This is a genomic window from Pseudomonas arcuscaelestis (assembly GCF_016881005.1).
In the GTDB taxonomy this organism is placed as follows: domain Bacteria; phylum Pseudomonadota; class Gammaproteobacteria; order Pseudomonadales; family Pseudomonadaceae; genus Aquipseudomonas; species Aquipseudomonas arcuscaelestis.
The window spans coordinates 154031-176311 of record NZ_JACOPV010000006.1 but is presented as its reverse complement, the minus strand read 5'-3'; the positions used below and the strand labels follow the sequence as shown (position 1 = coordinate 176311).

Here is a 22281-nt window from a genome sequence, read left to right as displayed (position 1 = left end):
AATGACGCAAGGGTGGCCGGCAACAGCCCCCTTGCATTGAACGTTGTTGTTTACCGAGGGGCTCAACATGCTCGCAGCCGCCGTGTCAGCCAGTACGCCATTCAGCGCCCGCGACCGTTTGCTGGATGCGTCCATAGAGCTGTTCGCAACCCGTGGTTTTCAGGCAATTGGCCTGCGCGACCTGGCCAGCTACGTCGGCCTGCATGCCGGCTCGCTGTACCATCACATCGAAAACAAGCAGAGCCTGCTCTACGAGCTGATTGAAGCAGCCCTGGCAGACTTGCTGGCCGATACCAAGCGGCGCATGAAAGGTGCGAGCACGACGTCCGAGCGGGTACGGCGCTTTGTTCAAGCGTTCGTCGCCTTCAATTTGCATGAGCAGTACCGATTGATATTGGTGACGCGAGAGTTCGTGAACCTCAGCGAAGAACACAAGCAACAGGCCAACAGACTGCGCAATGACTACTACGCACTGCTGAGTGCAACGATTGCCACGGAGTACCAACAGCGCGGCAAGCCCGACGGCGAGATCACGCTCATCACCAATGCGGTTATCGGCATGCTCTACGGTCAATCTCAGTGGAACGATATTCAGGTAGGCGAACAACAGCTGACTGAGGTGCTCACGCGTTGCGCGATGAGCATCATTGCGAGCAGCAGCAATACCACTGCTCGCACATGAAGTATTACCAGCCGCCCGGCAACCAGCCCAGAGCGCTGGCAATCGCATAGGCCATGCTGCACAGGTACAGGACAACTACCATTACTTGAATCGCTGGGTGAGCGATCCAGCCACACTGCCAGGCCGGAACAATGTCACCATTCTTGCGCGCCGAGCGCAGCATCAGGATTGGCATGATCGACAGGATCACGCCACTGAACACACCGGCAAAGTACAACGCGTTCACAAAGCCGACCATGCCGCTGTAGGCCAGGATGAACGGTGGCACACAAACAATGGCAAGTACCAACAGGCGGTTTTTGGGATTGCTTTCCGAGCCCAGGCTTTTGAACTTGTCGAAGATGTTGGTCAGGAAGCTGCCGCCAAGGCCCCAGTAGGAGGTCATCATGGCGCACAGCGCAAAGGTGTTGGCGGTGTAGAACGCCCATTGCCCCAGCGCTTGGCCCCACGCCAGGGTGGCCACTTCGGTCTGGTTTTCCAGGCCATTGAGGGCAATTACCGACATCGGAACGATAGCCAGCAGGACAAAGGTGATCACCATTCCGGTAATCACCGCAACCGGCAAGCGCTTGGGTGCGTGGCTGAAACCGCGGGCCATTTCCGGTACCACGTACTGCGCCGAGAAGCAGAACACGGCAATGTTGAATACCGGGATCATGTAGATCCAGCTGCCTTCGAACAGATTGGCGAAGTCGGTTTTTTCATTGATCAGGGTGGCAATTACCAGCACCAGGGTCATCGACACCATGCCGATACTGATGAACTTCTCACCCTTGCCAATGGCCTTCAGGCCCAAGTACAGCACGAATGCTGCGGGAAGGAAGAACAGCAGACTACCCAGCGCCGGACTGATCCCGAAGAACTCGCTGAGGATCCTGCCGCTACCGCTCATATAAGCAGTCAGCGCACCAATACTGTTGACCGCCACCGACAGAAAAATCGCCCAGGCGCCGAAGGAGCCCACGTAGCGTTGCGCCAGGCCACTCAACTGGTGATGGCTGCGGGTACGCAGGGTGGTTTCGGAAACGTAAAGCATGGAAATGGTGGTGAAGACACCGGCAACGGCCAGCCACAGCAACAGTGGCAAGTAACCGGCCAAACGACTGGCGTAGGCCATCGACAGCACGCCAGCACCAATGTTGGTGCCCACAATCATGGCGACAGCCTCAACGAAGGTCAGACGCTTGACCTCCAGACCCGATGATTCAGCCACGGACGGGGCAGCACCGCCGATGGCGGTGTTGGGTTTTGCACTCATGATCACACTCACTGCGTATTTATATTTATTACCGGATGCACCTGAAGCGATGCGTCACAGGCTCAGCGATCAAGGCTGGGCACTGCGCCATGGAATTCTCGAGCGGCGGGCAAAATATCACACAAGGTGTTTGAAATAACATTCACCTCGTACGAAAGAGTGTGATACGAAGTTTCGTAAAAAGTCTTTTAAAGCAGAGAGTTAGCGATTACGAGCGGCACCTGCCGAAGGTCAAGCCCGACCAAGGTCGGGCCGCCTCGCTGAAAAAAGCGGTCAGAACTCCAGACAAATCTTGCCGAAATGCTGGTTACTTTCCTGGTAACGGAACGCATCGACGATCTGCTCCAAAGCAAACGTCTTGTCGATTATCGGGCGCAAGCCATTGGCATCGATTGCGCGCACCATTGCCTGTTGCTGCGCCCGGCTGCCAACCAATACCCCTTGCAGTCGAATCTGGCGCACCAACGCCTGTACCAACGGCAACTGCCCGGCGACGCCTGTGAGAATACCGATCAACGAAATATGCCCGCCGATACGCGCTGCGATCATCGACTGCTCAAGGGTGGCCGGGCCGCCCACTTCAATCACGTGATCAACACCCCGGTTGCCCGTGAGCTGGCGCACGGTTTCACCCCAGGCAGGCGTTTTGCGGTAGTTGATCAGGTGGTCGGCGCCCATCGCTTTGAGGCGCTCGAGCTTCTCGTCGCTGGACGACGTAGCAATTACAGTGGCTCCGGCCAGTTTGGCAAATTGCAGCGCGAAGATCGAAACACCGCCGGTGCCCTGCACCAACACGGTGTCGCCCGGCTTGAGCGAATCATCGGCCATCAGCGCCCGCCAGGCAGTCAGCCCTGCGGTGGTCAGCGTGGCCGCCTCGGCATGGCTGTAACCCTTGGGGGCATGGGTAAACGAGGTAGCGCGTGCGGTAACCAGTTCGCGGGCATAACCGTCAATGCCGTCACCCGGCACCGTGGCGAAACCTTCTATCAGGGGCTGGCCGTCCAGCCAGTCTGGAAAGAAGGTACTGACCACGCTGTCGCCCACGGCAAATTCACTGACCCCAACGCCGACCGCAGTTACCACACCGGCACCATCGGCCATTGGAATGCGCGATTCACTCGGCCCCCACATGCCACTGACAACGGCAAAGTCGTGATAGTTGAGCGAGTTGGCGTGCAACCGCACGGTAATCTCGCCAGCCGTGGGTGCTGGCGCCTCGCAGGTGCCGACCTGAACCTTGTCGTAGCCGCCGCCCGCCTGCACATAAATTGCCTTGCTGGTCATGCGAACCTCCTGATTGAACCCGGTAAGTAGCTGACCAGTCTTGGCCTGGACTGCACACCGGTCAAGCATCAGCTCTTGCGAAATATTCAGACAAACTACAATAATGCGAGTAATTATCAGTTACTGCGTTAGTTACCGTTTATGTCCGCTCCCGATCATGCTGCTTTGCATACGCTCTATAGCGAACACCATGGCTGGCTGAAAAGCTGGTTATGCTCACGCCTGGGCAACTCCAGCGATGCCGCAGACCTCGCTCAGGACACGTTCATCCGGGTGCTGACCGCGCGTAATGCCCAAACCATCCGCGAGCCGCGTAGCTATTTGGGCGCCATTGCCCATGCACTGATGATCGACAAGTTCCGACGCAAAGCCTTGGAACAGGCGTATCTTGCCGAGCTGGCCCACCGCCCGGAGCGCCTGGCCGACTCACCGGAAACCCGCTTGCTGATCCTTGAGACCCTGGTCGCCGTGGACACACTGCTCGATGGCATGGGCGAGCGTACTCGACGTATTTTCCTCGCGGTGCAACTTGAGGGCCTGAACTATGTGGCCACCGCCGAGCGTGTAGGCGTTTCGGTCACTACCGTCAAAAAGCACCTGATCCGCGCCATGACCCATTGCCTGCTGCTGACGGACGACTGAATGGCTCATTCCCTGGATTACCGCACCCTGGAAGCCGCTGCAACCTGGTACGTGCAGCTCAACGCCGGACAACCCAATGACGCCCAGCTGCAGGCCTGGCAAGACTGGCTGGGTAAAAGCCAGGCCCATGCCCAGGCCTGGGCGCGGGTAGAAAAACTGCAGCGCCAGTTCGGCAGCCTTCCCGCCGATATCGCCATGCCGACACTTAACGGTGTACGCGCACGTCGCCGCGCAGTCATTAAAACCCTGGCCATGCTCATGGCCGTTGGCGCTAGCGGTTGGGCCGTGCACGAAAGCACACCCGGCCAGGCACTGATGGCCGAACTGCGAACCGGAAAAGGACAACGCCGCCAAGTCAGGCTCAGTGATGGCAGCCAGTTGCATCTCAACAGCGACAGCGCGGTGGATATCCTCTACGACGGCCAACAGCGTCTGTTGCGTCTGCACCAAGGCGAGATCATGGTGCAAACAGCGAGCGATCCGGGTGCCCGCCCCTTCGCGGTACAAACCGCCGAAGGTCGCGTGCGCGCGCTGGGCACACGGTTCAGCGTGCGCAGCGACAATGGCAAAAGTGAAGTGAGCGTCCTCGAGCATGCAGTGGAAATCCGGCCAATGGATAGCCCCCTGCTCATGTTGCGCCTTGAAGCCGGGCAGGCAGCAAGCTTCGACCGCCAAAACCTCAGCGCAGCCCACCTGGCAGCCCCAGGCACTGGCGCCTGGACCCAGGGAATGCTGACGGTGATCGAGTGGCGGCTGGCCGACTTTGTCAGCGAGCTGCGGCGCTACCGACCGGGCGTGCTGCGCTGCGCCGACAGCATTGCCAACCTGCGTTTGTCCGGGGCCTTTCGCATCGACGACAGCGACACCATCCTGGAAAACCTCAGTGCCTCCCTGCCTGTTCAGGTGCGCTATTTGACGCGCTATTGGGTCAGCATTGAACCGGCCTGAAAAAAAACCTTTATCAGGGTTTCCGATTTTCATTCTCATTCGGCTACGCAGTTAAAGCAGCAAATTCAGCTGCCACTCTGCCCCGCCAATCGAAGGAAACCTGCATGTCCCGTACTTGCCCCCGGGCACCCCGCCCTCTGGTTCGCGCCGTCCACCTGGCGTTGTTTGGCCTGACCCTGGCGCCGCTGCCAATGTTGACGCTGATACCTACCCAAGCCATGGCACAGAGCGCCAGCAAGAACTTTCAGATTGCGCCGGGGGCGCTGGGCACAAACCTGAGTTTGTTCGCCACCTTCACCAACATCACCCTGTCGTTCGATGCGCGCCAGACACAGGGCAAGCAATCGGCTGGTCTGCAAGGCAACTACTCGGTGGAAGAAGGCCTGGCGCGCCTGCTTCAGGGCAGCGGGCTGCAGGCTCAACGTCAGAGCAACGGTGGTTATGTACTGGTGCCGGTCAGCAATGGCAATGCGCTGGAACTGGGGGCAACCAGTATCAACGGCCAACTGCTGGGTGAAACCACGGAAAACACCGGCTCCTACACCACTGCCGCCTCCCGTACCGCCACCAAGCTGCCGCTGTCGATTCGCGAAACGCCGCAGACAATCACCGTCGTCACCCGGCAAATGATGGATGACCAAGGTGCCCAGAGCATCGCCGACGTCCTCAACAACACCCCAGGCGTCTCCGCCCAGACCTACGACAGCGACCGGGTCGAGTTCACCAGCCGCGGCCTGGTGATCACCAACTATCAATACGACGGCGTCAACACCATTTACGACGGCGTGTATGGCGAAGGCACCGCGCATGTCGACATGGCTATCTACGACCGGGTCGAAGTACTCAAGGGCGCAACCGGCCTGATGACAGGCTCCGGCGACCCCTCTGCCACGGTCAACCTGATCCGTAAAAAGCCCACCGCAGCGTTTCAGGCCTCGATCACCGGCAGTGCTGGCAGCTGGGACAACTACCGCGGCGAAGGCGATGTTTCCGGTCCACTGAACAGCACTGGCACGCTGCGTGGCCGCTTCGTCGGGGCAAAGCAGGACAAGAACGGCTACCAGGATCACTACCAGCAAAAGAAAGAGGTGTATTACGGCATTCTTGAAGCCGACATTACGCCCGACACGCTGCTGACCGTTGGCATCGACCAGCAAACCACCACCCCGCGTGGCACATCATGGACCGGCAATCCGGTGTACTACACCGATGGCGGCCGGACTGATTTTCCGCGGTCGCTGAACACCGGTGCCGATTGGAGCCGTCGGGACTTCGACAACCGCACCTACTTCGCCTCCCTGGAACAGGCATTGGCCAACGACTGGTCGCTCAAGTTCAGTGTCAACCAGCTGCAGAGCGACCACGACACGCGCCTGGCATCCGCCTTCGGCTCTCCAGATCGCGCCGGCAACGGCATGGGTATTATCTGGGGGCGCTGGGAAGGCCACCGGGTGCAGAACAGCGCTGACGTGAACGTTTCCGGCCCCTTCTCACTGTTCGGGCGTCAACACGACCTGGTGGTCGGCTTCAGCACCTCCAACTCGCGCCAGACCGGCGCTACGTGGGATACCAGCGGCGGCGGTCTTGTACCGGGCAGTATCTTTGAATGGAACGGCGACCTCGCCGTGCCTGACTTCCCCAAGAACGGTAAGTACGAGCAGAAAAAGAGCCAGAACGGTGCTTACATCGCTACCCGCCTGCGCCCGACAGATGACCTTTCGGTAATCCTCGGCACCCGGGTCAGTACGTTCAAGTACAGCGACAACTATGACTACGATGGCTTGAATCCGATTTTCGCGGACAGTTCGACCAGCTACAAGCAACACGGCGTGGTCACACCTTACGCGGGCGTTGTGTATGACCTGGACGACACCTACTCGGTATACACCAGCTACACCTCGATCTATCAGCCGCAAAGCAACAAGGACAGCAACGGCGCAACTCTCGATCCGGTCGAAGGCGATAGTTATGAAGCGGGCCTGAAGGCGGCCTACTTCGACGGCAGGCTCAACGCCAGCCTGGCAGTGTTCCGTATTGAACAGGACAACATCGCCGAGTCCATCGGCACCAACCCACAAACCGGCGAAGGTATCTACAAGTCCACCAGCGGTGTTACTACCAAAGGTGTGGAACTGGAGCTGGCGGGCGAACTGATGGAGGGCTGGAACCTCTCGGCCGGCTACACCTATGCCCGCTCCCGGGACGCGGACGAGCAACACGTCTACGGCTTCCCGATGAGCACCAGCAAGCCTGAACACCTGGTGCGCGTGTTCAGCACCTACCGCCTGCCAGGCGTATTGGACAAAGTCACCGTGGGTGGCGGGGTGAACTGGCAAAGCGCGTTCTACGGCAAGATCTATAGCTATGCGGCCCAGGACTACACCTATATCAAACAAGGTGGCTACACCCTTGTCGACCTGATGACCCGCTACCAGTACGACGAACACCTGAGCTTTACCGTCAATGCCAACAACGTCTTTGACAAGCGCTACCTGAGTGGCCTGGGCAACTTCGACACCACCTACTATGGCGAGCCACGCAATGTAATGCTGACCACGCGCTGGGACTTCTGACCGGGCTTCAGCCCTGACGCAACAAGGCCTGCAGCGCCCGGCAATCCGCCGCATGCCAGTCGGTCAACTCCGGCCAGGGGTTGTCCGGCAGGTTGACCAGGATGGTTCGCGAACCCGCAGCCCGACCGCAATCGAGATCGAAACGGTAATCCCCCACCATGACCATCTCGGTTGGCGCCACATTCCAGGCCTCGGCCAGCTTCAGCAGGCCACCTGGATCTGGCTTGGGCGGCGCTTCGTCCCGCCCAAGCACATACTGCTCGGCAAAGCAGTCAGCCAGGCCAATGGCTTGCAGCGTTACATGGGCCAGTTCACGCGCATTGCGGGTGAGAATACCCAATTGGCAACCGCGCCCGGCAAGCTCACGCACCAGCTCCACGGCGCCGACCGCCGCCTGCGAACCGATGGCCAGATCGCGCTCGTGCTCAAGCAACCAGGCGTGCTTGGCCGCAGCTTCGGCGGCAGGCAGCGCCGCCAGGTGGGTGAGGATATCGTCGCTCGGCGGAATCTCCAGGGCCTCGCGAATCGCGGCGAAGTCATGCACGGCAACGGTCAAGGTGCCGTCCATGTCGAATACCCAATGGCGGATAGCTGTCAGGCTCATGCCCAGTCCTTGCGATGGCGAATCAAACCTTCCTGACAGGACGAGGCAACCAGTTGCCCAGCCTGATTGAAAATACTCCCGCGGGAAAAACCACGCGCATTGCCCGCCCAGGGACTGTCCATGGCATACAGCAGCCACTCGTCAGCCCTGAGGTTGCCGTGGAACCACAGCGAATGATCGAGGCTGGCGATCTGCATATCTTTCTGCCACACCGATTTGCCATGAGGCAGCAACGACGTCGTCAACAGTCCGAAATCCGAGGCATAGGCGAGCATGTATTTGTGCAGCGCCGGTACGTCCGGCAACGTGCCGTCGGCACGGAACCAGATGTACTTGACCGGGTCACCGGGTTTGGGATCGAACGGATCTTCTTCAGTAACCGGACGCATCTCGATGGGCTTGGCGCAGAGCATCTTGTCGCGAATCGACTCAGGCAGGCGATCGGCCATGCGCTTGAACAACTCCACCTCCGAGGGCAGATTCTCCGGGCCAACCACAGTCGGCATCGGTGTCTGATGCTCAAAGCCTTCTTCGTCATACTGGAACGAAGCGCTGCAGGTGAAAATCGGCTGACCTTTCTGAATAGCCGTCACCCGCCGAGTACTGAAGCTGCCGCCATCACGCACGCGATCTACCGAATAGACCACCGGCATCGCCGCATCCCCCGGACGCAAAAAATAGCCATGCAACGAGTGCACGTGACGTGCTTCTTCGACCGTCTGACTGGCCGCCGACAACGACTGACCCAGTACCTGGCCACCGTACAACTGACGAAAGCCCAAGTCCTGGCTCCGTCCGCGGAACAGGTTTTCCTCGATAGCTTCCAGACTCAACAGGTCGACCAGATCGTCCAACACGTGGCTCATTCAAGATTCTCCAAAGCAATGCGCAACTGCGACAAATGATACAGGGTTTGTCATAGCTGCCCCGTATGTTGTGCAATTCAGCCGCGCAGGGTCTGCTGCCACTGGGCACGACTGATGCGGTACAGCACATGGGGACGCAGTGGATGAAACTCCGGAAGCTTGGGGTGGAGGAAGTGGCCGCCGACGTCCTGCTGCATACCAATGGCTTGCATGACCTTTTGTGATGGCAAGTTACTTTCGGTGGTGAACGACACCACCTGCTCCAACCCCAGTTGGGCGAATGCACAGCGCAAGCTGGTCCAGGCTGCCTCACTGGCAAACCCCAAGCCCCAATGCCGCCGAGCCAGGCGCCAGCCGATTTCCACCGCCGGGGTGAAGTGAGCATCGAAACTGACATTGAGCAGGCCCGTCATGCCGATGAAGGCCCCCGAGTCCTTGCGTTCCAACGCCCACAAGCCGAAGCCGTACTCATTGAAATGCCCACGAATACGCCCAATAAGCGCCGCGCTTTCCACGCGCGTCAGCGGGGCAGGAAAATAGCGCATCACCTGAGGGTCGGCACACATGGCGGCGAACTCGGCGAGGTCATCGTCCTGCCATTGGCGCAGCACGAGTCGCGCGCTTTCCAGTTCGAGTATGGGGGTCATTGCCAGCTCCTGAATGCTTCACCTGCAGTTTACAGAGTAGGCAGATTCAAAAAAGCAGGGCGATCATGCAGAAAAAAATTCGCAGTCTCGACAGCCATGGCCTGAACCATCACTGTCGAGTCATTCAGGGCGGGAGTAATTAGAACTTGAAGTTTGCAGTCATCTCCGCTGACCGACCGGGTGCCACAGTGGCAAATAGTCCGACATGGGACGCGTCGTAGATGGTTTCGTCGGTCAGGTTAAGGACGTTGAGCTGCAGGTCGAGGTTTTTGTTCACTTTGTAGCCAACCATAGCATCGTAGCGCCAGTAGTCATCGATGGTGACCGTGTTGGCATCGTTCATGTAGCGCTCATCCATGTAGTTGGCTCCGGCCCCGACGGTCCACCGGTCAGTGATGTCGTAGGAGCTCCACACGCTAAAGCTGTTGGGTGCGATGAACTTGGACTGGTTGCCATCGTTGCTACCGTCACCGCCCGACTTCACCACTTCGGCATCCAGGTAGGTATACCCGGCCCAGACAGCCCAGGCATCGGTAATTCGCCCAGTTGCACCAAGCTCGATACCCGTTACCTTCTGGTCGCCATCAAGCGTCACGAAGCCAGTGATTGGGTCCGTGATGCGAGCGTTGGTTTTTTCGGTGCGGAACACTGCTGCGGTCAAGGACAGCTGTTCGTTGAACACATCCCACTTGGTACCCAGTTCTACACTGCGAGCTTTTTCCGGGTCCAGATTGGCCTTGTTACCGTTCAGGTTACCGGCACCCGCGCCATCAGCACCGCCAGACTGGGTGTTTTCGCCCGATGGATTGGACGACGTGCCGTAAGACAGGTAGATGCTGCCGTTAGGCAGCGGCTTGAACACCACGCCAACTTGATAGTTCCAAAGCTCACTGGACGACTCCGCACCACCAGCAACCCGATTTTTTACGTCATAGTCGTCATAGCGCAGGCCCAGGTTCAGGTCCCACTGCTCGTGCAGCCCCAAGGTGTCGAAGACATACAGCGACTTCACCTCAGTCTGGTTCTTGCTGGTGACCTCGCCGGTGCCAGGCAACAGTGTCCAGCCGCCATCATGGGGGTTGGGGTTTTCCAGATCCGCGGGAATGCCGTTATTTCCCTTGTGTTTGTCTTTGTCAGTGATGGTTTCGCGACTGAGTTCCAAGCCCGTGGCATAGGTGTGCTTGATATCGCCCGTTTGGAAAGTGCCAAACAGATCCGTCTGGTTGATCAGTGACGTATTGACCACGTTTCGCGGGCGGAAGCCACGCCCCACCAGTCCGCTTTCTTCTTGCCCGACGTTGGCAAAAACCGGACGGCTCATCACATAGTTCTGCATGCTACGACCACCCCGCAAGGTGTTTCGTACCGTCAGTTGCTCACTAAAGTCGTGCTCGACAATTAACGTCGCCAAATCAGCAGACGTTTTTCGGAAATCACGATCGACCAAACCGTAGAAGTTGTCGCGATCAACCTTAACCGGTTTGTTAGTGATCAACGAAATAGGATGGCCCTGATCGGGAATGTCATCGGTTTCAAGATGATAGTAACTGGCAGTGACGCGAGTAGGACCTTGCAAACCCCAAGTGATGGTTGGAGCGATGCCCCAGCGCTTTACTTCAACGTCATCACGACCCGGTGTATCGGCTTCGTGCTTCATTGCATTAAGACGCAGAGCCAGGTCCTGCTCAGGCAGGTACTGGTTGATATCAACCGTGTTGCGCCACAGTTGGTCGGTACCCATAGTAATGCTGCCGGCGACAAAATCTTCAGCCTTGGCCGTCTTGCTTACCAGGTTGATCGAGCCACCGGTTGAGCCCCGACCGCTATAGGCTGAGCCTGGCCCTTTGACGATTTCTACAGAATCGACGTTAAACGCTTCATGGGACATCCGCCCCAGGTCGCGCACGCCATCAATCTGAATATCGGTACTGGCTTCAAAACCACGGATAAACGGGCGATCCCCAAGTGGCGTACCGCCTTCACCCGCACCCAAGGTGATGCCGGGCGTAGTGCGCAATACATCTGTCAGCGACGTTGCAGCACGCTCTTTGATCAAGGCCTCATTAATAATAGTGATTGACTTGGGTGTTTCTCGAAGTGGCGCGGTGAACTTAGGCGATGACATTTCATCGACTTTAAAAGTTTCATGATGCGTACTGGTGATATCAGTGGCTTCCAACTCCACCGCTGCAGAGTTGCTCGCGTTGTTAGAAGTTTCAGCCAAGCTGACAGAAGACCAGGAAGCCACTGCCAAACCTAGTGCAGTGTAAAGATGACCTGTATCAGAACGACGTGTTGTTTCCGCTTTATGTGCCATTAGGATTGCCAGCATCAGAAAATGATGCGCAATGCTATTTACGAGCAATTATCAAATGAAGCAAATTTACGTTATTTACTCCGAGTAACAGGATATTTCTATTTACCGCCAAGTTACATATATCTAGTTACATATATTCAGTTACAGGCCGGCAACTTGCCCCCCCTTTGGGCACTTCGACAAACCCCTTGATAACGTTCATCACTTCAAGATTTTTTTCACATCCACTTCACCTGCTCACCACGGGCTGCCGCCTACAGTGCGGCCCTATCAGTGGTGCATACCCTACCCCGGCTATCACCCCATTCAGTTCCGCATTACGGAGTAGCCGCATGCTGTCAGACACCGCGCAGAAATCATTCAAGCGACGACGTTTACTCACTGTCAAAACGATGTTCATCGGCCTGAGCATCATGCTCGCGCTGGCCACCCTCACCACATGGGCATCAACGAGAACGCTTATTGTGGACTTAGGCAGTGACAATCAAATGCGCAGCAGCGGTGTTTACCGTGAATGGTCCAAGGGTGCGGTGATCGTGCTGATTCGACACGCCGAGCGCTGTGACCGCTCAAGCGATGCCTGCCTTGGTGATCCGAGCGGCATTACCGTGGCCGGCAGCAAGGCAGCCAGTGATGTTGGCGCGGGTCTAAAGCAACTCGGGCTTGCCGACGCCGAGGTACTCAGTAGCCCAGAGATCAGAACGCAACAGACCGCACACTTTATCTTCGGCAAGGCAATTGGCAGTGAAGACTGGGTTAAAGCGTGCGACCAGGACTTCGCCGACTCAGCGTTGGCACACAAGTCGCCAAATCACAATCTGGTGCTGGTGACCCATAGCGGTTGCATCGACCACGTGCAACGCCAACTGAAGGTTCCTGGCGGCCTGCGCTCCAGCGAATACGCCAGTGCACTGTTCGTCTCGGTCAGCGCGAACGGCACACCGAAAATCCTCGGCCAGATGAATGCCAGTGAATGGAAAAAACTCCTGAACAGCACACGGACGTAACCATGCACGCCCCCTCGCGAAAAGCCTTCTACCTGACAAACCTGGGCGTTCCGTTGTTACTCGCCGGGATGGTTTTTGTTCTGTTTGACCTGACCCAGCTGGATCGCCTGATCAGTAACCTGTTGCTGGACCCGACAACGGGTCAGTTCCCGCTCCTGCATAATCAGTGGTTTGAAAAAGTTACTCACAAGTGGCCGCGAATTCTGCCGAACTGGACCGGGGAAGCAGCCATTATCGGTGCGCTGTTGTCATTTATCTGGCCACTGCTGGCCAAATATCCTCGGGCAGCCAACAGCCGCGCGCTGCAAAGCTTGCGCATCACCCCTGTGCTGCGCTTGAGCGCCAAGCATCGGCGGGACTTTCTTTATGTGGTGGTGGCCTTTGCGCTGAGCACCACAGTGATCCATTACCTCAAAAGCCATACCAGCGTGTACTGTCCGGTAGAAACCACGTTGTATGGCGGTTCGCAGTTGCGTACCGAGTGGTATGAAAACTTCACCTGGTTCAGCAAGGCCGGTGAGGGACGATGCTGGCCGGGCGGACATGCTTCCAGCGGCTTTACCTTGCTGGCGCTGTACTTTGTCGCCCTGCGTTACCGCTGGCAGCAGGCTCGTAAACTTCTGGTGGCGATTCTGCTGGTGGGTTTCGTCTACGGCACCACCCGCGTATTGCAAGGCTGGCACTACATGTCGCACACCTTCTGGGCAGGCATTTTCGTTTGGCTCAGCTCATGGCTGACGGCCCTGTTTTTCTACGGCAGGCTCGCGCTTCAAGCGCCCGCTTTGCGCCCGCCGAAAATACTGCCGACCCTCAGCGTCAGCGCCATGCCAGCATCACTACGCCCAGAGTAATCAAGCTGATACCCGCCCATTGACGCAGGTCGAGCCTCTCACCGAGCAAGGTTACGCCCAGCACGGCGACCAGCACTACGCTGAGTTTATCCACAGGGGCAACCTGCGAGGCCTGCCCCAACTGCAAGGCTCGGAAATAACAAATCCACGAGGCGCCTGTCGCTAACCCCGACAACACCAGAAACGCGTAGCTGCGTGGGGAAATCGATCCCAGCGACTGGTACTGGCCCGTGGCGTAGAGAATCAATGCCAGGCTGATCAACACCACCACGGTGCGCAGCAGGGTGGCGAAATCGGAATTGATGCCGCTGATGCCGACCTTGGCAAAAATAGCCGTCAACGCCGCAAAAACAGCGGAGAGAATCGCCCAGAATGTCCAGGAAGCCAGCATGCAAGCGCCCTTTGTTGAAAGTTGTGCTTTCTACAAAGTAGCGCAAGGGCAACCGCAACTGGCAAGATCGGTCTCTACTCTGCTCAAGAATTTGTCATGCCGCTGCCGCTGATCTACCACGACGACTACAGTCCGGCATTTCCTGCCGAGCATCGCTTTCCGATGGACAAGTTCCGCCTGCTGCGCGATCACCTGATCGAAAGCGGCCTAACTACCGACCAGGCGCTGCTGCGCCCGCAGATCTGCCCCAACGATATTCTCGCCCTGGCCCACGACCGTGGTTACATCGAGCGCTACATGAATGGCGAGTTATCCCGCGAGGACCAGCGCCGCCTTGGCCTGCCCTGGAGCGAAGCCTTGGCGCAACGTACCGTAAGGGCAGTCGGTGGTTCTTTGCTGGCCGCCGAGCAGGCGTTGGAGCATGGCATCGCCTGTCATCTGGCCGGGGGCACTCATCATGCTCATTACGACCACCCTGCCGGCTTTTGCATTTTCAACGACCTGGCGGTTATCAGTCATTACCTACTCGAAGCCGGTCGCGTGCACAAGGTGCTGATCTTCGATTGTGACGTGCACCAAGGCGACGGCACCGCCCGCATTCTTCACGACACCCCAGACGCAATTACCGTGTCCCTGCACTGCGAACAGAATTTCCCGGCTCGCAAGGCGCAGAGTGATTGGGATATTCCGCTGCCGCGAGGCATGGGCGACCAAGCCTACTTGAAGGTGGTGGAAGACGCCCTGAACTACCTGCTGCCGCTGTACCGCCCGGACCTGGTGTTGTATGACGCTGGAGTCGATGTGCATAAGGACGATGCACTCGGGTACCTGCAACTGACTGACGAAGGTGTCGCCGCCCGCGATGAACAGGTACTGCGCCAGTGCCTGGGCCGCGATATTCCGGTCGTTGGGGTCATCGGTGGTGGCTACAGCAAAGACCGTCACGCCTTGGCGCGCCGCCACGGCATCCTTCACCACAGTGCAAGTCGGGTGCTGGGTTACTCACAATGACTGTGGAACCGCCTGTGGATAACCTGAGTGAAAGCCACTGGAACCCCTTGCCAGCTTGGGCTTGAAGCAACTGTACGTTTTTTGAACAGTGCTTCCCTCGGCCGCGCTGAGGTAGAATGCCGGCACTTTTTTCCAGCTTGCAGCCCACCATGACCGACACTTCCTGCGCCAATCGCCCACACGTTGCCATTATCGGAGGCGGGCCCGCCGGGTTGATGGCCGCCGAGGTACTCGCTCAGGCTGGCGTTGCAGTGGATGTCTACGACGCCATGCCATCGGTAGGAAGAAAGTTTCTCCTGGCCGGAGTGGGCGGCATGAACATCACTCACTCCGAGCCCTACCCGGCCTTTGTATCGCGTTACGCCGAACGCTCCAATGAAATCGCGACGCTGCTCGACGGTTTCAACGCCGATAACCTGCGCCAGTGGATTCACGACCTGGGTATCGAAACCTTTGTTGGCAGCTCTGGCCGGGTCTTTCCCCGTGAAATGAAAGCCGCGCCGCTACTGCGCGCCTGGCTCAAGCGTCTGCGTGACGGCGGGGTAGTTATCCACACCCGCCATCGCTGGCTTGGCTGGAATGGCGACGGCAGCTTGCGGATTTCTTATCCACAGGGAGAGCTGGCGCTCACCCCTACCGCCACCGTCCTGGCCCTGGGTGGCGGCAGTTGGGCACGCCTGGGTTCCGACGCTGCCTGGTTGCCGTGGCTTGTGGATAAAGGGGTGCAGGTTGCGCCCTTGCAGGCAGCCAACAGTGGCTTCGAGGTGCATGCCTGGAGTGACCTGCTCAAAAGCAAGTTTGCGGGCGCTCCGCTGAAAAACATCGCCCTCAGCCTCGCCGGCCATATTCCTCGCCTGGGCGAGTGCATTGTCACCGGCCAAGGCTTGGAAGGTAGCCTGGTGTACGCGTGGTCAGCGCAAATACGCGAAACGATCAACCGTACTGGCAGTGCCACCGTGCTCCTCGATCTGCTACCCAATCGCACTGTGGATAACATTCACCAGGCCCTGAGCAAACCCCGTGGCTCGCGCTCGATGGCCAAGCATCTGCACAGCCAGTTGGGCCTGGATGGGGTCAAGGCAGCGTTGTTGCGTGAACTGACCAATGCGCCAACGTTTGCCGATCCGATACTGCTGGCCCAGGCGATCAAGGCGCTGCCTATCGTGCTGGTACGCCCTCGCCCTCTTGACGAAGCCATCAGCACGGCTGGCGGCGTTGTCTTTGCAGCGATGGATGAGCAACTGATGCTCAAGGCGATGCCGGGGGTGTTCTGCGCCGGTGAGATGCTTGATTGGGAAGCACCCACTGGCGGCTATCTGCTGACGGCGTGCTTTGCCAGTGGGCGCAAGGCGGGACTTGGCGTGCTGGATTGGCTCAACACGACCCGCCCCCACAGCCGATAACTGTAGGAGCGGGCATGCCCCGCGATAACAATCTCAAGGCTTACGCTTACGCGGCCCGGTATTGAACGTCGGGACTTTGCGCACAGGCTTGGCTGCTGGCGCCGCTGCGGGTGTATCGCCGCTGTCCGTCCAGCGCCCTAGGCTGCGCTTGCTGCTGCTTTCCTTGGGTTTCTTCGGCTTCTTGGGCTTCTTCAACACCTGCCCACTGGCGTCAGTCATCGGCACCTTGTGATCAGGAATGAAGTCCGGCTCTTCGTGGCGCGGCAAGGTTTTACGCGTGAGCATCTCGATAGCCGAAAGCATTTGCACTTCATCGGCACATACCAATGAGATCGCCTCACCGGTATTGCCCGCCCGCCCCGTGCGGCCGATACGGTGGATGTAGTCTTCAGCCACGATCGGCAGATCGAAGTTGACCACCAGCGGCAGGTCTTCGATGTCCAGCCCACGTGCCGCTACGTCGGTCGCCACAAGAATCTGGATTTCGCGCGCTTTAAAGCTGTCGAGGGCACGCTGGCGAGTCGCTTGAGGTTTATCACCATGGATACCGTCAGCGTTCACACCCTGGCCGCGCAGGCGCTCAACCAGTTGATCGACGCCATTGCGGGTCTTGGCGAAAACCAGCACCTGCTTCCAGCGCTGCTTGCGCAGCAAGTGGCTGAACAGTTCCGGCTTGCGCTTTTTATCCACAGGCACGATCCACTGTTTCACGGAACTTGCAGCAACGTTGCGCGGGCTGACTTCGATGCTCAGCGGATCATTCAGGGTTTGCTCCGCCAGCAAGCGGATCTCATCAGAAAACGTGGCCGAAAACAGCAAGGTTTGACGGCGAGCCGGCAACGCGGCGTACACCGCGCGCAGCTCCTCGGCGAACCCCAGGTCAAGCATGCGATCCGCTTCGTCCAGGACCAACGCCTGGAGCTGGTTGAACTTCACCGCATTCTGACGGAACAGATCGAGCAAACGTCCCGGCGTGGCCACCAGCAGATCGATACCTTTACGCAGCTTCATCATTTGCGGGTTGATGCTGACCCCGCCGTACACCGCATAAGTGGTCAACGGCAAATGCTCGGCGTAGTCGCGGATGTTGCTGTGTACCTGCTCGGCCAGTTCGCGAGTGGGTACCAGCACCAGGGCGCGAACCGAATTGCTGCTGACCTTGGCACCTTCCAGGGTCAGGCGCTGCAACAGCGGCAGGGCGAAGCCTGCAGTCTTGCCAGTGCCTGTCTGGGCCGCAGCCATCAGGTCACGGCCGGCCAAAACGGCGGGAATGGCCTGGGCCTGGACGGGCGTCGGGGTGTTGTAGTCCAGGCGCTCAAGCGCGCGCAGCAAGGGTTCAATCAGGCCAAGTTTGGCGAATGTCATGGCAGTACCGTCAGGGAAATTCAGCAATGGCGCAAGTTTACCTTGTTCCGCCGACACCTTCCTGACAAACCTCGGTTACTTGCACAGCTCGCCGTCCACCTGCTCTGACGCCTTGCTGACCGCGATTTTCGGCTTGCGCCACTGCGGCAGACCGATCAGCACCACTGCACTGATGATGACCGCCATAGCCACACACTCCTCAAAGCCGATTTGCTCGCCGGCAAACAAAATCCCCAGCAACACCGCCACGGCCGGGTTGACGTAGGCGTAGCTGGTAGCGGCCGCCGGACGTACATGCTTGAGCAGATACATATAGGCGCTGAAAGCCAGGATCGAACCGAAGAACACCAGATACGCCAACGCCCCCCAACCGGCAGCGGTGGGCATTTGGGTCATGCGCTCACCGCTCAAGGCGCTACCCAGAAGCAGGGCTACACCACCCACGAGCATTTCGGCAGCACTGGCCATCGCCCCTTGAGGCAGCGGCAGGCTCTTGCTCCAGACCGAGCCGAACGCCCAGGAGGCGGCAGCGAACAGAATCAGCGCCGCGCCCATGGGGCTGGCCTGCAGGTTCGAACCCAGGTTGAGCATGGCAATACCCACCAGCCCAAGAAATATTCCAGCCCACTCCAAACGCGTGTTGCGTTGCCCCCAGAACAGGCCGAACACCAAGGTGAACAGTGGCACGGTGGCCACCGCCAGCGCTGCAACGCCGGATGCAACCCCGGCATGTTCAGCCAAGGTCACCCCGCCATTGCCGCAACTGAGCAAGAGAAAACCGATCACCCCTGCTGCGCGCCATTGCGGCCAGGTCGGCGCAGGCACACCGCGCCAGCGCAGAAAGCCATACAACAGGGTACCGGCAATCACAAAGCGTACACCCGCCATCAACAGCGGTGGCCAGGACTCCACACCAATTCGGATAACCAGATAGGTCGAGCCCCATACCAGGTACAGCGCAAGGAAGGCGCCTATTAGGACCAAGGGAAAGCGACGAGAGGCAGTCATGGGGGACTCGAAATCTGGTAGAGGGGGGATTAGTTTAGAAAGGCACGTGAATAAACTTAAGTTACAAAAGCTGTTTAAATGGGCCATACACTTTTGAAACAACGGTTCTTACAACCGCCTACCTTTGATTCGCTATTGGTTTCAGGAAACCCATGGACAAGTACGATCGAATGCTCCTCAGCGCCTTGCTGGAAAATGGCCGTGCCTCGTTTGCAGAGCTCGCACGCAAGGTCAATCTGTCCGCCCCGGCGGTCGCCGAAAGGGTTGCCAAACTGGAGAGCAGTGGCGTGATCACGGGTTATCAGGCCAAGGTGGATTTAGAGAAGATCGGCCTGCCGATCCGTTGCGTGATCGAGCTGCGCCTGGCCAATCACGGCAACCAGAAGACGTATGAAGAACTTACCCAGATTCCGCAACTGACCGAATGCCACCGGGTAACCGGCGACCCCTGCGTGATCATGCAGGCGGCCGTGGGCTCAATGCCGGAGCTTGAAGCATTGATCGACCGCATCGCCCAGTTCGGCTTCAGCAAGACCTCGATCATTCTTTCCAGTGCGGCAGATCGGCGTTTGCCGCTGGGCCATCTTGAGCACAACGGCAAAAAAAACTAACGGTAGGTTTTCAGCGCCTCAGCGATCTTTGCTGCCGGAACCTTCTGCAAGCTGCAGAACAATTGGTGGGAGACCGCATTCACCCCTTGTTCACGCAGTTGCCCGGCCAGGTGCTGGGCCAGGTTGGCGGCCATTTCCGCATCCGCCATGGCCCGGTGCGCAGTGCCGGTATCCGGCAGCCCCGCCCAGCGGGTCAACGTGCCAAGCTTATGGTTGGGCGCAGCGGGCATCAAGCGGCGCGCCAAAAGCATGGAACAGGCAAAACGCTGGCTGCTGCGACGCCCTACTTGGGTAAGCTCGTACTCCCAGAACTTCTGGTCGAACGAGGCATTGTGGGCAAGCATTGGGGTGTCACCGACAAATTCGGCCACTTCATTCATCACCCGCGCAATGGGTGGCGCGGTACGCAGCATGGCAGTGGTGATGCCCGTCAGCCCGGCAACAAAGGCGGGAACCGGGAGCCCTGCATTCATCAAGCTCTGGTAGCGCTCTACAATACGCCCGCGCTCAAGCATGACCACTGCCACTTCCGTGGCGCGGCAATTGGCACCGGGTGAAATCCCGGTGGTTTCAAAGTCGATGACAGCAATACGTTCCAAAACAAAACCTCTGTAAAACCTAGTGCCGAAGCAACAGACCGCCCTCGATGGGCACATAGCGGGTGGCAGCGCGGATCAATGAGTTGGCGGTAAGGCCAGGAACGCCGTAGGCAATAGCTTCGATACCGTGGCGGCTGATGACCCGCTCGAGCAGCAGGTCGAAGTCCCCGTCGCCAGAGGCCAGAACGACTTCGTCGACCCGTGCCGCAGCGTCGATCACATCCAGGGTGATACCCACGTCCCAATCGCCCTTTGCCGAGCCATCGCTACGTTGAATATAGGGTTTGAGTTTTACCGTAAAACCGAGGTTGCGCAGAATCTGCTGAAACTGCTGCTGCTTGCTGTCGCCGCGATCGATCGCATAGGCAACCGCCTCGACAATCTGCCCACGCTGGCTGATATCCGCCCACAGCGCCGCGTAGTTGAAATGACAGCCATAGGCCTGGCGCACGGTGTAGTAGAGGTTTTGCACGTCGGCGAACACCGCGATCTTCTTCACCGTTCTTCCTCATGGCGCCGTGGCGCTATCGCCGGCCTCCGCACACCGGGGCCGTTTCGGCGCCCAGTATGCCAGCCTGGAGGCGGTGCGGGTATGCAGAGTCAGACGAAGCTGTCATCACCGTCGAAGAATCCACCCTCATCGCTGCCGTAATCAGTGTCCATGAAACCACCCTGATCGTTGCCATAGTTGCCGTTGTCAGCGCTCAGGCGCTGATCGTCGTTACTCCCCCAACCGCCGCTATCGCTGGCAGGTTGTGGCTCTTCCTTGATCACCTCGGCCACCTCTTGTGGCTGCGAGTGACTGTTGAACAGGCTGCTGATTCCCTGCGCCAACATCACCCCACCAGCGACACCGGCAGCCGTTTGCAATGCCCCGCCGAGAAAACTGCTGGCCCCGCCACGAGCCGGCGCCTGGGCGGGTGCGGCATTGAAACCTTGCTGGGGAGCAACGCCTGGTTGGTTGAACGAGCGTGACGGCTCACGCCAGCCACCACCCGCCGAGCTACTTGCCGGGGCTTGAGACTGCTGAGGCTGAGGATCGCGTGTGCCACTGCCGAAGATATTCGACAGAAAACCGCTGTTGTTGCTTGGCGCGGCGGCCACCTGCGCCTTGGCCTGCTTCAGTTCGGCCTGCAATTGCTTGTTCTGCTCATCCAGGCGCTTGAGCGCAGCCTCCTGAACCAGAATCGCCTGGGCCATGTAGTAGGGTGCCGCCGGTTGCTGCTGCAGATGTTCAGCAATACGCGCCTGGGCCTGGCTATCACGTGGGACGGCCGGGTCTTCGGCTTGTCTGAGTCGGCCAAACAAGCCGTCGATCAGGGTTTGTTCTTCACTGTTCATGGGCAACCTCACGCAAGAGCCGGGGAATTCAAGTTCACTGAAAATGGGGTGCCAAGGCCGTGGAATCAACACAAGGCGCAATTAAACTTTTTTCAGGTTGGGTGCCGAGTGGGCTAAAGTTACGCCCTGCATTTTTTCCAACACGATTATCGACCGATGAATCCGCTAAGCGTTCTGCGTGACTCCCTGTATTTCTTCCGCCGCCACCTGCTGAGCATCGCCCAGCTTTGCTTGCCTCTGGTGGTGCTCGAAGCACTCTTCACCCAGCTGCTCTACCAGCAACTGGGTAAAGACGCATCACAGGCCTACGGCATGCTCGCCAGCCTGTTGTTCTATCCACTGTACAGCGCTGCGCTGATTCTTTACCTCGACACGCGCAGTAACGGTTACACCCCGCTCAAGCGCAACCTGCTGGCAATGGCCCTGCGCTTGTGGCCGTCGTTCGCGTTGATGGTCATGCTCAGCTCACTGTTGATCATGGCCGGCGCGGCGCTGTTCATCATTCCGGGCATCTGGGTGATGATCAATCTGGTGTTCGCCGAATACCTGCTGGTATTGCGCGGCCTGCCGCCGATTGCCGCCATGCGCGAAAGCTTTCAAATGGCCAACGGCAATTTCTGGCGCATCTTCACCTGCATTCTCGGTGTTCTCGCCCCGTTGTGGTTGATCGACGGCTTGAGCCAGATGCTGATTCCGGAACCTGCGCCCGTGCTCGAACTGGTGCTTGATAGCGCCAACAGTTTCCTGCAGCTGTTCAGCACCGTGGTGATGTTCCGCCTGTTCATGCTGGTTAGCGAACCTGAGGGCAAGCCCCCTACGCCCTGAACCCAAGCAGGCGGCAATCAAGAGCCGCCATTGCTAACCTTCGATTTT

General features: G+C 58.6%; 22 protein-coding genes. 10 read left to right on the top strand and 12 right to left on the bottom strand.

The features are described 5' to 3' along the window. Positions 1-67 precede the first annotated feature (67 nt). The gene (locus tag H8F21_RS11285; protein ID WP_203543328.1) at positions 68-682 is read left to right on the top strand and encodes a TetR/AcrR family transcriptional regulator; all 615 of its coding nucleotides are present in this window, start codon (positions 68-70) and stop codon (positions 680-682) included. A 4-nt stretch (positions 683-686) separates the two neighbouring features. Here the strand turns inward: H8F21_RS11285 and H8F21_RS11280 are convergent, their stop codons facing one another. Together H8F21_RS11280 and H8F21_RS11275 are read right to left on the bottom strand one after the other, a co-directional pair. After that, entirely contained in the window at positions 687-1940 is a 1254-nt protein-coding gene (locus H8F21_RS11280) for an aromatic amino acid transport family protein (RefSeq protein WP_203482428.1), read from the bottom strand. A gap of 273 nt (positions 1941-2213) precedes the next feature. Continuing rightward, positions 2214-3224 carry a zinc-dependent alcohol dehydrogenase family protein gene (locus H8F21_RS11275; RefSeq protein WP_203584343.1) on the bottom strand — a complete coding sequence of 337 codons (1011 nt, stop codon included), beginning with the start codon at positions 3222-3224 and terminating at the stop codon, positions 2214-2216. Between the two features lie 141 nt (positions 3225-3365). On the opposite strand from H8F21_RS11275, the gene H8F21_RS11270 reads away from it, so the two are divergent. The 3 genes from H8F21_RS11270 (at position 3366) to H8F21_RS11260 (ending at position 7387) form a co-directional block, all read left to right on the top strand. After that, entirely contained in the window at positions 3366-3866 is a 501-nt protein-coding gene (locus H8F21_RS11270) for a sigma-70 family RNA polymerase sigma factor (protein ID WP_203482425.1), read from the top strand. Then, positions 3867-4814, top strand: coding sequence for a FecR domain-containing protein (locus H8F21_RS11265; RefSeq protein WP_203584342.1), 948 nt, complete (start codon positions 3867-3869; stop codon positions 4812-4814). It abuts the gene before it with no gap. 104 nt (positions 4815-4918) lie between these two features. Continuing rightward, positions 4919-7387, top strand: a complete 2469-nt coding sequence (locus H8F21_RS11260) for a TonB-dependent siderophore receptor (protein WP_203584341.1) — start codon at positions 4919-4921, stop codon at positions 7385-7387. Positions 7388-7394: 7 nt separating this feature from the next. On the opposite strand, the gene H8F21_RS11255 is transcribed toward H8F21_RS11260, so the two are convergent. The 4 genes from H8F21_RS11255 to H8F21_RS11240 form a co-directional block, all read right to left on the bottom strand. Beyond that, positions 7395-7991, bottom strand: coding sequence for an HAD family hydrolase (locus H8F21_RS11255; RefSeq protein ID WP_203584340.1), 597 nt, complete (start codon positions 7989-7991; stop codon positions 7395-7397). Continuing rightward, on the bottom strand, positions 7988-8857 hold the full coding sequence (gene tesB / locus H8F21_RS11250; RefSeq protein WP_136474379.1) for an acyl-CoA thioesterase II: 870 nt from the start codon (positions 8855-8857) through the stop codon (positions 7988-7990). Before tesB ends, H8F21_RS11255 begins: the two co-directional genes overlap by 4 nt. 77 nt (positions 8858-8934) lie before the next feature. Continuing rightward, positions 8935-9504 carry a GNAT family N-acetyltransferase gene (locus H8F21_RS11245; RefSeq protein WP_203482418.1) on the bottom strand — a complete coding sequence of 190 codons (570 nt, stop codon included), beginning with the start codon at positions 9502-9504 and terminating at the stop codon, positions 8935-8937. Positions 9505-9643: 139 nt separating this feature from the next. Then, entirely contained in the window at positions 9644-11821 is a 2178-nt protein-coding gene (locus tag H8F21_RS11240; RefSeq protein ID WP_203584339.1) for a TonB-dependent receptor, read from the bottom strand. A gap of 332 nt (positions 11822-12153) precedes the next feature. Here H8F21_RS11240 and pmrG point away from each other — a divergent pair, with 332 nt between their 5' ends. Both pmrG and H8F21_RS11230 read left to right on the top strand, forming a co-directional pair. Further along, a complete protein-coding gene (gene pmrG / locus H8F21_RS11235; RefSeq protein ID WP_203584338.1) occupies positions 12154-12828 on the top strand; it encodes a lipopolysaccharide core heptose(II)-phosphate phosphatase PmrG in 675 nt (224 codons plus the stop codon). Positions 12829-12830: 2 nt separating this feature from the next. Then, the gene (locus H8F21_RS11230; protein WP_203482414.1) at positions 12831-13679 is read left to right on the top strand and encodes a phosphatase PAP2 family protein; all 849 of its coding nucleotides are present in this window, start codon (positions 12831-12833) and stop codon (positions 13677-13679) included. On the opposite strand, the gene H8F21_RS11225 is transcribed toward H8F21_RS11230, so the two are convergent. Next, entirely contained in the window at positions 13645-14070 is a 426-nt protein-coding gene (locus H8F21_RS11225; RefSeq protein ID WP_203482404.1) for an EamA family transporter, read from the bottom strand. The genes H8F21_RS11230 and H8F21_RS11225 overlap by 35 nt on opposite strands. A 96-nt stretch (positions 14071-14166) precedes the next feature. Between H8F21_RS11225 and H8F21_RS11220 the strand changes: the two genes are divergently transcribed. Together H8F21_RS11220 and H8F21_RS11215 are read left to right on the top strand one after the other, a co-directional pair. Further along, entirely contained in the window at positions 14167-15081 is a 915-nt protein-coding gene (locus tag H8F21_RS11220) for a histone deacetylase family protein (protein ID WP_203482402.1), read from the top strand. A 149-nt stretch (positions 15082-15230) separates the two neighbouring features. Then, entirely contained in the window at positions 15231-16484 is a 1254-nt protein-coding gene (locus H8F21_RS11215) for a TIGR03862 family flavoprotein (RefSeq protein ID WP_203482400.1), read from the top strand. A gap of 33 nt (positions 16485-16517) precedes the next feature. Here H8F21_RS11215 and H8F21_RS11210 read toward each other — a convergent pair whose 3' ends face one another. Together H8F21_RS11210 and yedA are read right to left on the bottom strand one after the other, a co-directional pair. Further along, on the bottom strand, positions 16518-17849 hold the full coding sequence (locus H8F21_RS11210) for a DEAD/DEAH box helicase (RefSeq protein ID WP_203482398.1): 1332 nt from the start codon (positions 17847-17849) through the stop codon (positions 16518-16520). 75 nt (positions 17850-17924) lie between these two features. Then, complete coding sequence (gene yedA, locus H8F21_RS11205; protein ID WP_203482395.1) at positions 17925-18857, bottom strand: drug/metabolite exporter YedA; 933 nt, start codon at positions 18855-18857, stop codon at positions 17925-17927. Between the two features lie 152 nt (positions 18858-19009). On the opposite strand from yedA, the gene H8F21_RS11200 reads away from it, so the two are divergent. Continuing rightward, positions 19010-19468, top strand: coding sequence for an Lrp/AsnC family transcriptional regulator (locus tag H8F21_RS11200; protein WP_203482393.1), 459 nt, complete (start codon positions 19010-19012; stop codon positions 19466-19468). Here H8F21_RS11200 and H8F21_RS11195 read toward each other — a convergent pair. From H8F21_RS11195 to H8F21_RS11185, 3 genes are all read right to left on the bottom strand, one after another. Further along, positions 19465-20067, bottom strand: coding sequence for a 3'-5' exonuclease (locus H8F21_RS11195; protein ID WP_203482391.1), 603 nt, complete (start codon positions 20065-20067; stop codon positions 19465-19467). The two genes, H8F21_RS11200 and H8F21_RS11195, sit on opposite strands and share 4 nt — an antisense overlap. A 19-nt stretch (positions 20068-20086) precedes the next feature. Next, a complete protein-coding gene (locus H8F21_RS11190; RefSeq protein ID WP_136474367.1) occupies positions 20087-20566 on the bottom strand; it encodes a LabA-like NYN domain-containing protein in 480 nt (159 codons plus the stop codon). A 101-nt stretch (positions 20567-20667) separates the two neighbouring features. Continuing rightward, the gene (locus H8F21_RS11185; protein WP_203482389.1) at positions 20668-21408 is read right to left on the bottom strand and encodes a DUF2076 domain-containing protein; all 741 of its coding nucleotides are present in this window, start codon (positions 21406-21408) and stop codon (positions 20668-20670) included. Positions 21409-21564: 156 nt separating this feature from the next. Between H8F21_RS11185 and H8F21_RS11180 the strand changes: the two genes are divergently transcribed. Next, positions 21565-22233: a YciC family protein gene (locus tag H8F21_RS11180; protein WP_203482387.1), complete on the top strand. Its 669-nt coding sequence runs from the start codon at positions 21565-21567 to the stop codon at positions 22231-22233. The last annotated feature ends 48 nt before the right edge of the window (positions 22234-22281 follow it).